7 protein-coding genes, 2 tRNA genes and 1 pseudogene are annotated in these 10,647 nt (G+C 67.8%); 6 read left to right on the forward strand and 4 right to left on the reverse strand.

The features are described 5' to 3' along the window. Nucleotides 1-145 precede the first annotated feature (145 nt). The 6 genes from gyrB (at nucleotide 146) to HMPREF2863_RS09325 (ending at nucleotide 6,288) form a co-directional block, all read left to right on the forward strand. Complete coding sequence (gyrB, locus tag HMPREF2863_RS09305; protein ID WP_070639623.1) at nucleotides 146-2,302, forward strand: DNA topoisomerase (ATP-hydrolyzing) subunit B; 2,157 nt, start codon at nucleotides 146-148, stop codon at nucleotides 2,300-2,302. A gap of 282 nt (nucleotides 2,303-2,584) precedes the next feature. Next, on the forward strand, nucleotides 2,585-5,236 hold the full coding sequence (gyrA, locus tag HMPREF2863_RS09310; RefSeq protein WP_070639685.1) for a DNA gyrase subunit A: 2,652 nt from the start codon (nucleotides 2,585-2,587) through the stop codon (nucleotides 5,234-5,236). Next, nucleotides 5,233-5,709: a DUF3566 domain-containing protein gene (locus HMPREF2863_RS09315; protein WP_067192321.1), complete on the forward strand. Its 477-nt coding sequence runs from the start codon at nucleotides 5,233-5,235 to the stop codon at nucleotides 5,707-5,709. Before gyrA ends, HMPREF2863_RS09315 begins: the two co-directional genes overlap by 4 nt. 145 nt (nucleotides 5,710-5,854) lie before the next feature. Then, nucleotides 5,855-5,928 (forward strand) — tRNA-Ile (locus HMPREF2863_RS09320). 78 nt (nucleotides 5,929-6,006) lie between these two features. Further along, the gene (locus tag HMPREF2863_RS12100) at nucleotides 6,007-6,153 is read left to right on the forward strand and encodes a hypothetical protein (RefSeq protein WP_168165778.1); all 147 of its coding nucleotides are present in this window, start codon (nucleotides 6,007-6,009) and stop codon (nucleotides 6,151-6,153) included. 59 nt (nucleotides 6,154-6,212) lie between these two features. Further along, nucleotides 6,213-6,288 (forward strand) — tRNA-Ala (locus HMPREF2863_RS09325). Nucleotides 6,289-6,832: 544 nt separating this feature from the next. On the opposite strand, the pseudogene HMPREF2863_RS11605 reads toward HMPREF2863_RS09325, so the two are convergent. From HMPREF2863_RS11605 to erm, 4 genes and pseudogenes are all read right to left on the reverse strand, one after another. Continuing rightward, nucleotides 6,833-7,891, reverse strand: a pseudogene (locus tag HMPREF2863_RS11605) (recombinase family protein); the annotation flags it as partial. A 463-nt stretch (nucleotides 7,892-8,354) separates the two neighbouring features. Next, the gene (locus tag HMPREF2863_RS09335; RefSeq protein WP_210386729.1) at nucleotides 8,355-8,762 is read right to left on the reverse strand and encodes a helix-turn-helix domain-containing protein; all 408 of its coding nucleotides are present in this window, start codon (nucleotides 8,760-8,762) and stop codon (nucleotides 8,355-8,357) included. A gap of 62 nt (nucleotides 8,763-8,824) precedes the next feature. Then, nucleotides 8,825-9,340, reverse strand: a complete 516-nt coding sequence (locus tag HMPREF2863_RS12480) for a helix-turn-helix transcriptional regulator (protein WP_083315348.1) — start codon at nucleotides 9,338-9,340, stop codon at nucleotides 8,825-8,827. After that, a complete protein-coding gene (erm, locus tag HMPREF2863_RS09340; protein WP_070639627.1) occupies nucleotides 9,259-10,077 on the reverse strand; it encodes a 23S ribosomal RNA methyltransferase Erm in 819 nt (272 codons plus the stop codon). Before erm ends, HMPREF2863_RS12480 begins: the two co-directional genes overlap by 82 nt. Nucleotides 10,078-10,647: the final 570 nt, after the last annotated feature.

Genomic DNA, 10,647 nt, shown 5'->3' on the forward strand with positions numbered 1-10,647 from the left:
ATGCCGCCCTCGGTGCGCCGAGGGCCGTTGCCGCCCGTGTCCGGGCCGATAAACCTGCGCGCGCGTACGCACGCGTAGGGCGCGGCTGTCACTCGACGCCCGCGGCGGCAGACGACGTGACGAGACCGAGGAGTCAAGAGCACCCGTGAACGACGCACATTCCGACGCGCCCGCCGAGGATCCTCAGGACGTGACCCCCGCGGAGGCCGTCGAGGCCGCCGCACCGCCACAGACGGCACCGGCCGAGACCAGGGACCGCAAGGTCCCCGGCGACTACGGCGCCTCCGCCATCACCGTGCTGGAGGGCCTCGAGGCCGTCCGCAAGCGCCCGGGAATGTACATCGGCTCCACGGGCCCCCGGGGTCTGCACCACCTCGTGTACGAGGTCGTGGACAACTCCGTGGACGAGGCCATGGCCGGCTACGCCTCCGAGATCACCGTGACCCTCCAGGAGGACGGCGGCGTCCGCGTCGAGGACGACGGCCGCGGCATCCCGGTGGACATGCACCCGACCGAGGGCAGGCCCACCCTCGAGGTGGTCATGACGATCCTCCACGCCGGCGGCAAGTTCGGCGGCGGCGGCTACGCCGTCTCCGGCGGCCTCCACGGCGTCGGCATCTCCGTGGTGAACGCGCTCTCGAAGCGGGTGGACACGGAGGTCCGCCGTCAGGGCCATGTCTGGCGCATGTCCTTCGCCGACGGCGGCGTGCCCCAGGGCGACCTGGTCAAGGGCGAGCAGACTGAGGCCACCGGCACCGTCCAGACGTTCTATGCCGACCCCGAGATCTTCGAGTCGGTCGAGTTCGACTACGAGACGCTGCGTGCCCGGTTCCAGCAGATGGCCTTCCTCAACAAGGGCCTGAAGATCACCCTGGTGGACGAGCGCGAGATCGAGGAGAACCAGGTCCTCGAGGACGAGGTCGTGGCCGAGGGCACCGCCGAGGACGCGTCCACGGACGAGACCGGCATCGACGTCGACGAGCAGGCGACCCCCAAGCGCCGCGAGGTCACCTACCTCTACGAGAACGGCCTGCTCGACTACGTGGAGCACCTGAACTCGAAGAAGAAGGTCGAGTACATCCACGAGGACGTCATCGCCTTCGAGACCGAGGACACCGACCGCAAGATCGCCCTCGAGATCGCCATGCAGTGGACCACCGCCTACTCCGAGTCGGTCCACACCTACGCCAACGCGATCAACACCCACGAGGGCGGCACCCACGAGGAGGGCTTCCGCGCCGCCCTCACCTCCCTGATCAACCGCTACGCCCGCGAGAAGGAGATCCTCAAGCCCAAGGAGGAGAACCTCACCGGAGACGACATCCGCGAGGGCCTGACCGCGGTCGTCTCGGTGAAGCTCGCCGAGCCGCAGTTCGAGGGACAGACCAAGACGAAGCTCGGCAACTCCGAGGCACGGGGCTTCGTGCACGGGGTGGTCACCGACCACCTCGGCGACTGGCTCGAGCGCAACCCGGGTCCGGCCAAGGACATCATCCGCAAGGCCATCATGGCCTCGCACGCCCGCATGGCCGCCCGCAAGGCCCGCGACAACGCCCGCCGCAAGTCTCCGCTGGAGTCCTTCGGCATGCCCGGCAAGCTTGCCGACTGCTCGTCCAAGGACCCGAAGCGCTGCGAGGTCTACATCGTGGAGGGCGACTCCGCGGGCGGCTCCGCCAAGCGCGGCCGCAACCCGGAGACCCAGGCCATCCTCCCGCTGCGCGGCAAGATCCTGAACGTGGAGCGCGCCCGCCTGGACAAGGCCCTCGGCAACGCCGAGGTCCAGTCCATGATCACGGCGTTCGGCACGAACATCGGCGAGGAGTTCGACATCTCCAAGCTGCGCTACCACAAGATCGTGCTCATGGCCGATGCGGACGTGGACGGCCAGCACATCACCACCCTGCTGCTCACCGTGCTGTTCCGGTACATGCGCCCGCTCATCGAGGCCGGCCACGTGTTCCTCGCGCAGCCGCCGCTGTACCGCATCAAGTGGTCCAACGCCCCGCACGACTACGTGTTCTCCGACGCCGAGCGCGACGCCGCCCTCGAAGCCGGCCAGGCCAAGGGCTGGCGCCTTCCCAAGGACACCGGCATCCAGCGCTACAAGGGCCTGGGCGAGATGGACTACAACGAGCTGTGGGACACCACCATGGACCCGGAGCACCGCACCCTGCTCCAGGTCACCATGGACGACGCCGCCGCCGCGGACCAGGTGTTCTCCATGCTCATGGGCGAGGACGTCGAGTCCCGCCGCGGCTTCATCCAGCAGAACGCCAAGGACGTGCGCTTCCTGGACATCTGATCTTCGTCCTCCCGCGGCCGCCGCCGGTGGCCGCGGGAACGGACACCCCACCCCGTCCGACGGGGGGCAACAGGCCCCCGGACGACCTGAGCTGACGAGGACGAGAGGACCCGCGTGAGCGACGAGACCACCCCGGAGAACCCGCAGAACCCGGAGGAGAACGACCAGACGCAGCAGGCGAGCGAGGCACCCCAGGAGGGGGCCGTCGTCGCCGGCGGCGCGGACCCCGAGGAGGTGGCAGGCGACGGCACCGTGCCGGCCGAGGCCTCCGAGGACCTGGAGATGTACGTCCTCCCCGAGGGCGCCGCGGACAGGGTCGACCACGTCGACCTCGAATCCGAGATGAAGCGCTCCTACCTGGACTACGCGATGGCCGTGATCGTCGGCCGCGCCCTGCCGGACGTGCGCGACGGCCTGAAGCCGGTGCACCGCCGCGTGCTCTACGCGATGTACGACGGCGGCTACCGCCCCGAGCGCTCCTTCAACAAGTCGGCCCGCGTGGTCGGCGAGGTGATGGGCAACTACCACCCCCACGGCGACTCCGCGATCTACGACGCCCTCGTCCGCCTCATCCAGGACTGGGTGATGCGCTACCCGCTGGCCCTCGGGCAGGGCAACTTCGGCTCCCCGGGCAACGACGGCGCCGCCGCCCAGCGCTACACCGAGACCAAGATGGCGCCGCTGGCCATGGACATGGTCCGGGACATCGACGAGGACACCGTCGACTTCCAGGACAACTACGACGGCAAGCAGCAGGAGCCCACCGTGCTCCCCGCCCGCTTTCCGAACCTGCTGGTCAACGGCTCCTCCGGCATCGCGGTCGGCATGGCCACCAACATCCCGCCGCACAACCTGCGCGAGGTCGCCGCCGGCGTCCGGTGGTACCTGGACAACCCCGAGGCCACCCGCGAGGAGCTGCTCGAGGCCCTGCTCAAGGAGGTCAAGGGCCCCGACTTCCCGACCGGCGCCACCATCCTCGGCACCAAGGGCATCGAGGACGCCTACCGCACCGGCCGCGGCTCCATCACCATGCGCGCCGTGGTCAACGTGGAGGAGATCCAGGGCCGCACCTGCCTGGTGGTCACCGAGCTGCCGTACATGGTGAACCCGGACAACCTCGCCGAGAAGATCGCCCACATGGTGCGCGACGGCAAGATCACCGGCATCGCCGACATGCGCGACGAGACTTCCGGCCGCACCGGCCAGCGTCTGGTGATCGTTCTCAAGCGCGACGCCGTGGCCAAGGTGGTGCTGAACAACCTCTACAAGCACACCGAGCTGCAGTCGAACTTCTCCGCGAACATGCTGGCCCTCGTGGACGGCGTGCCCCGCACCCTGTCCCTCGACGGCTTCGTCCACTACTGGGTGAAGCACCAGATCGAGGTCATCGTCCGCCGCACCGCCTTCCGCAAGGCCAAGGCCGAGCGCGAGGCACACATCCAGCTCGGCCTGCTCAAGGCCCTGGACATGCTGGACGAGGTCATCGCGACCATCCGCGCCTCCCGCTCCGTGGACGACGCCCGCGAGGCGCTCAAGGCGCTCCTGGACATCGACGACGAGCAGGCCCAGGCCATCCTGGACATGCAGCTGCGCCGCCTGGCCGCCCTCGAGCGCCAGAAGATCCAGGACAAGTACGACGAGCTGATGGCCCTCATCGCCGAGTACACGAAGATCCTCGAGGACCCGGCCCGCCAGCGCGAGGTGGTCTCCACCGAGCTCGGGGAGATCGTGGACAAGCACGGCGACGACCGCCGCACCCAGATCCTCTACGGCTACGACGGGGACATGTCCATGGAGGACCTGATCCCCGAGGAGGAGATGGTCGTCACCATCACCCGCGGCGGCTACGTCAAGCGCACCCGGCTGGACCAGTACCGGTCCCAGGGACGCGGCGGCAAGGGCGTCCGCGGGGCCATGCTGCGCGGTGACGACGTGGTGGAGCACTTCCTCACCGTGTCCACGCACCACTGGCTGCTGTTCTTCACGAACTTCGGCCGCGTGTACCGCATCAAGACCTACGAGCTCATCGAGGGCGGCCGCGACGCCAAGGGCCAGCACGTGGCCAACCTGCTGGCGTTCCAGCCGGACGAGCACATCGCGCAGATCCAGCCGCTGGCCGGCTACGACGGCGCCGACTACCTCGTGCTCGCCACCCGCAACGGCCTGGTGAAGAAGACCCTGCTGAGCGAGTACGACACCAACCGCTCCGCCGGCCTGATCGCCCTGCGCCTGCGCGACGGCGACGAGCTGGTCTCCGCCCGCGTGGTGTCCGCGGACGACGACCTCATCCTCATCTCCCGCAAGGGCCAGTCCGTGCGCTTCACCGCCACCGACGAGGCGCTGCGCCCCATGGGCCGCGCGACCTCCGGTGTGACCGGCATGAAGTTCCGCGACGACGACTGGCTGCTGGCCATGGACGTCATCTCCCCGGACGAGGACGGCTACGTCTTCACCGTGACCGACGGCGGCTACGCCAAGCGCACCCACGTGGGCGAGTACCGCACGCAGAACCGCGGCGGCCTCGGCATCAAGGTGGCCAAGCTCGTGGACGAGCGCGGCGGCCTCACCGGCGGCCTCGTGGTGCAGGAGGACCAGGAGGTGCTCGTGGTCATGGAGTCCGGCAAGGTCGTCCGCTCGGCCGTGGCCGGCGTCCCGGCCAAGGGCCGCGACACCATGGGCGTCATCTTCGCCAAGCCGGACAAGAAGGACCGGATCGTCGCCGTGACCCTCAACAACGAGGAGGCCATCGAGGCCGACGCCGAGGCGGCCGCCGAGGCCGCTCCGGATGGCGGTGCCGAGGGAGCCGCGACCGACGCCGGTGAGGTCACGGGGGTACGCTTGGACGAGTCCACCGACCAGAACCACCCCGTGTCCGACGACGTGAGTGCCTCTGCTGAGGTCGACGCCGAGGATGCAGACGGAGGAGAGCAGTGAGCACTTCGGCCTCATCGCGTCCCCAGTCCGGCGCCGCCGGCACTCGGTCCGCCCGCCCCGCTCAGCGCACCGGCAAGGAGGGCCTGGTCCGCTCGGCTCCCAAGGCCAAGCAGCGCCGTGCACGCCTGATCGTCTCGCGGGTGGACATCTGGTCGGCCATGAAGCTGGGCTTCCTGCTGTCCGTGGCCCTCGGCATCATCACCGTGATCGGCGCGGTGGGCCTGTACTCGCTGATGCACCTGGCCGGCATCTTCGACCGCGTGAACGACGTGCTCGGCACCGTCCTCGGCGCCGAGTCCGGCAACTACACCGTCCAGCACCTCGCCCCGCTGGGCACCGTGGCCTCCCTGGCCACCATCGTCGCCGTGATGAACGTGGTGCTGCTGACCCTGCTGTCCGTGGTCCTCGCGGCCCTCTACAACGTCTCCGCCGCCCTCGTCGGCGGCCTGGGTGTGACCCTGACGGACGACTGACCGCCTGCCCGGCACCTCCGGGCGAAGACAGTCGCCTGCGACCGGGAGAACGCAGACGCCCGCGCGATTTGCGCGGGCGTCTGCGGCCGTGTAGAGTCTTTACTCGTTGTGAAGCACGGTTTCCGACCGGGCGGCATGGCGGTGAGGGCGTATAGCTCAGGCGGTTAGAGCGCTTCGCTGATAACGAAGAGGTCCCAAGTTCAAGTCTTGGTACGCCCACTCCCACAGCACTCGAGGCCCCGCTGGACGGGGCCTCAGTTGTCTGAGGGGATCCCACTCCACTCGAGGAGGCACAACGTGTCGAAGCTGAGCAGGGTGGCCGTGGCAGCGGTCGCCGCAGCGGCCGCCTGGGGCCTGCGCTCCTGGCAGCAGGCGCAGCAGGACCGGAAGGTCTGGGCCTCGGCCACGGACGAACTCCCGGAGGACGAGCCGGACGCACGCTGAGCGACGGACCCGCTAGAGTGGGACCACACAACTGAACAGCCGTGGGCTGAACAGCACACGGGGGCATGGCGCAATTGGTAGCGCACCTGCTTTGCAAGCAGGGGGTTAGGGGTTCGAGTCCCCTTGCCTCCACCAGATCAGACGTACTAGAACACCTGACATCGTTGGGTGCGAGGGCGGCGAACGGCTCGTTGAGCTGGATCGCCGCTTTTTCGTCTTCGGTGATCTCGATGCGGTGGTAGAAGGCTTGGTTGGCGAGTCGTTTGCCGTGGTTATCGGTGAGTGCGTACATGTGGCCGCAGTCAGCCAGCAGGCGCAGTGCGGTGGCGAGGTGCTTCCGGGGGCCTTCGTGATCACGCCGTTCCGCTTCCAGCCGCCGGGTGACGTCGTTCAGGGCAACCCGGATGCGGTCTTGGTGGCGTTTCAGGGTGTCGAGGTCGATGGCGTCGGCGAAGTGGGCTTCGAGGAGCTTGTCCGCTTCGGCTTCGAGCCGCCTCTTGGTGGTGGTGAGGTCGTCGATGGCCTGCGACCGCTCAGCCAGACGCTCATCGAAGGCCGCCTCGACTCGCTGCGCGAGTTGCTGGTACGTCTGCTCCGTGATTGCGATCTGTTGGTAGCAGTCAGTGACGAGTTGCTCGGCGACGCCGACGGGCACGGCCTTCCGCGTACACGCCGTGCGTTTGGTGGCTCGACCGGTGCAGATGTAGTAGGCGTAGCGGATGCCTTGTTTGTTGCGCGCGTAGTCGAGCTGCAACCGCGACATGCAGGTGCCGCAGTACAGGGTGCCTTTGAGGTAGTGGTCGTGTTTGCGGCGGCGTTCCCCAGCGGTGGCACGGGTATCCAGGAGGGTCTGGACCTGCTGCCACGTCTCTGCATCGACGATGGGTTCGTGGGCGCCGGGATGGAGGGCGCCTTGGTAGCGGACCTGCCCGATGTAGTACGGGTTGCGCAAGAGTTTGAAGAACGTGGACCGCCCCACGGGCCCCGATGACCGCTTCGGCGTCGCGACGGTGGTCAATCCGCGGGTGGTGGCTTCGGCGAGCAAGTCGGGGACGGTGTGCTCGCCTTTGGCGTAGGTGTCGAAGACCCAGCGGATGAGGGGTGCTCGGTCGGGGTCGATCTCGACGGTGCGGTACTCCCGGCCCTGCTCATCCTTGCACCGGATGTTGCGATAGCCGATCGGTGCCCTGCTTGGAGTGCCGCCGTTGGCGACTTTCTGGGTCATGCCTTTGGTGACTTCGGCGGCGAGGTTGCGGGAGTAGAACTCCGCAATCGAGGACATGATGCCGTGCAGCAGCATCCCAGACGGGGTGTCATCGATGTTCTCCGTGGCGGAGACCAACTGGACGCCGGCGTCGATGAGGTGGCGGTGGATGTCGACGTCATCGAGCCGGTTCCGGGCCAGCCGGTCGACCTTGTGCACGATGCAATACGTGACCTGATGGGTCGCGATGTAGTCCAACATCCGTTGCAGTTCGGGTCGCTTCGCCGACCGGGCGGATTCCCCGGCGTCGACGAACTCGGCAACAACGTCGGCACCGAGGGCATCGGCTTTGCGGCGGTTCGCCTCCCGCTGGGCCGGGATGGAAAATCCCTCGTCTCGGCCGCCGGCGGTGGCTTGTTCCTTGGTGGAGACCCGCTGGTAGGTCACCGCCGTCACCCGCCCCTCACCCGTGATCGTTGGTGCCTGTGTGTCGGGGGTGGTCATGGGCATCTTCTCTCGTTGTCGAGCTTGCATCGGGTTCGGGCTGCGGGGTCTGGGCGTGGAGACAATCGGCCAGGTGCAGCACCAGCGCGACCATCCGGTCCATGTCCGGCTCGCCCCGGGGCACGGGTTCGGCGATCAATCGGCGCCCGGTGGGTGTGGTGCGTGCATACCTCATGCCCCACAGGTGGACACCCCACCCCAGTACCCACGGGGACGGTCGGGGTGCTGACGGTTCCGGAAAATGTCCGGCACCGTCGCTTCCACTTGAGCCGGGCAGGGCGGTGCCGGGTGGGGTGGTTCACGGCGGGGGAAAATTTCCCCAGCCGTCCAACCCCACCCGATGACGCATAATCCGAGCCGCGCCACGGCGCCTCGCGTAACAGTTGAGCCCAATGGAGGCTCACCAGCCAGGTGCGCACCGCGCCCCAGATCGAGCATCGTGGCGGTGACTTCCACGACTACTACCGCGCGACAGTGGCGGGAGTCCAGCAGTTCAGCCATGGATGAGCGGATCACCGTCTGATCTGCGCGTTTTCCGGTCATCGTCGGTGGCGGGAAGGGGTTGTCCGCACCACAAGCAACCGGTCAGGTCGTCTGCTGTCTGTCGGGTCTGCTGCCGGTATTCGGTCCGATACGCGGTTGGGGTGACGCCCATGGTCTTGGCGAACTGCTCCGCCGCATGGCCTCGATTCCTCCACCCCACCCGGACCCCGATCTGATCGACCGTCATATCCGACTCCCGCAACAGCCGTGCCATCTCCCGGACCCGCAACCGAGCCAGCAGCATGATCGGCGGGACGCCGAACTGCTCCACGAACAGGCCCCCGAGCCGTGACCGCGACAGGTGTGCATCCTGTGCGAGTTCGGCCAAGGTCCACCGGTGAGCGAGATCGGCCCGCATCCGAATGACCGTGTCACGGATCTCTGTCCTGGCAGGGCCGAGGCCAGAGCGCTCTGTGGCCGTCATCGGGGCAGCTCGCTTCGCTGTCCACAGCACGGGCATTTCAGGCTTGCTCGTTGGGTCGCGGTGAGTCGGTACGCGGATGGACTGACCCCGATGATGGCGGTGAACTGTCGTGCGGCGTGGCCGCGGCTGCGCCACCCGACCCGTGTCATGGCGACACCGATCGGAAGGTCGGTTTCGACCAGGAGCTCGGCCAGTCTGTGGGCTCGAACGTGAGCCAGGTACTGGATGGGCGGCATCCCGAAGCTTTGGCTGAAGGCCCTGCCCAGTTGTGACGTGGACAGGTGCACGAGGTCGGCAAGGTCACGAAGTCGCCAATCCCGTCCGGGGTCTTGAGCGAGGAGCCGTGCTGCATGGTGTGCGGCTGTCTCGGTCGGGCACGCATGGCTGGGGGTGGTCTCGTCAGGGCAGACTCGCCACGAGGGGTCGATGCTCATCGCCGCCGCCTTCCTGAGGACGACTGCGTGCGGCGGGACGGTGGCGAGGAGCCCGTGGTCTTGAACAAGTCCACCCATGCCTCGACGGGCAGGTCCTTCGGCAGTCCGGCAGCGGTCATACCGTGGCCCCTCAACCATGCCTGTGCCGCCTGTGGTGAGCCGAGTGCGGTGGTGCGTGCGAGGATCTGGGCGAGCCCGCGGCCGGGACCGGTGTAGACGCGGTGGACCAAGGCGTGGAACTGGCGCCGCCGTGCCGGGGGCACCAGCGGGTGTTCGCGGCGGTGAAGGGTGAGGATTCCGCCGTCGACTCCCGGACGTGGGGTGAACGCGCGGGCTGGAACACGACTGTGCAGCGTGAAGGTGAACCAGGGCGCCCATTGTGCGGTCATCATCGTGGCACCGCCAACTCCTGCTCTGCGCCGCGCGACTTCCCATTGCACGAGCACGATTGCATCGGTCCATGCGGGTGCGTGCAGGATGCGTCGCAGTATGGCTGTGGTCTGGTGAAATGGCAGGTTGCCGACGAGCACATGCGCAGACGTGGGAAGCCGGTAGGTCAGGAAGTCGTCGGCGACAACCTCCACGTGCGGTGGGAGTCGTTGGGTCAAGCGTCGGGCGAGTCGGGTGTCGATCTCGACGGCTGTCACCGGTCGCCCAAGCCGGGCTAGCGGGGTGGTGAGTGCTCCGTCACCGGAGCCGATCTCGATGATCGGCCCCTCGGTGGCAGCCACGAGCCGTGTGATCGTGGCAATGGTGGATGGGTCAGTCAGGAAGTTCTGGCCGTGCTCATGACGGCCACCTCGATAGGTAGGCACTGTTTGCTCCGTGGTTGTTGCGGAGCCGGGCACGCTGAAGAGCCGCCCGGCCGTGATCGCCGGGGGCGGGAGCAACAACCTGTGGAGGGTGCTCGCCGCCGTTAGCGGCTGCGCAGACGCAGCGAAGCAGTGCCGTAGAACAACATGCCCACCAGCGTAGGCGACCCCACCGCCACTCCGCGACCCATTACCCCGTCCACACCCCAAGATGCGCAGATCCGTATCACCCCGGCCAGAAGCAGCTCACAGGCCGTCCGTGCCAGACGAGCCTCCATACCACCGCGAGTGGCCCCCCATGGAGCTGCCACGCGTCTTGCAGATCGAGGAGGGGCGACCTCGGGGCGGCTCGTTGACGCAGCACCAGGTGGTCGCGGGACGTGTGTTCGTCGGGCCTGGACTGACGGGCCGGAGCCTCGATCTGCAAGAGGCGTGAGCACTCAAGGCCGAGCTGCAGCACCAACCGCAGGAAGCCTCGCTGCGGTAGTTCTGCTTCGACGTAGCCAGTTGTGTCAGACCTCACGGATATCCTTGGGGTGGATGTTGTCGCGCGTCAGACTTAGTGGCAGGGCT

This window comes from Micrococcus sp. HMSC067E09, from assembly GCF_001812555.1.
Taxonomy (GTDB): Bacteria; Actinomycetota; Actinomycetes; order Actinomycetales; family Micrococcaceae; genus Micrococcus; species Micrococcus lylae.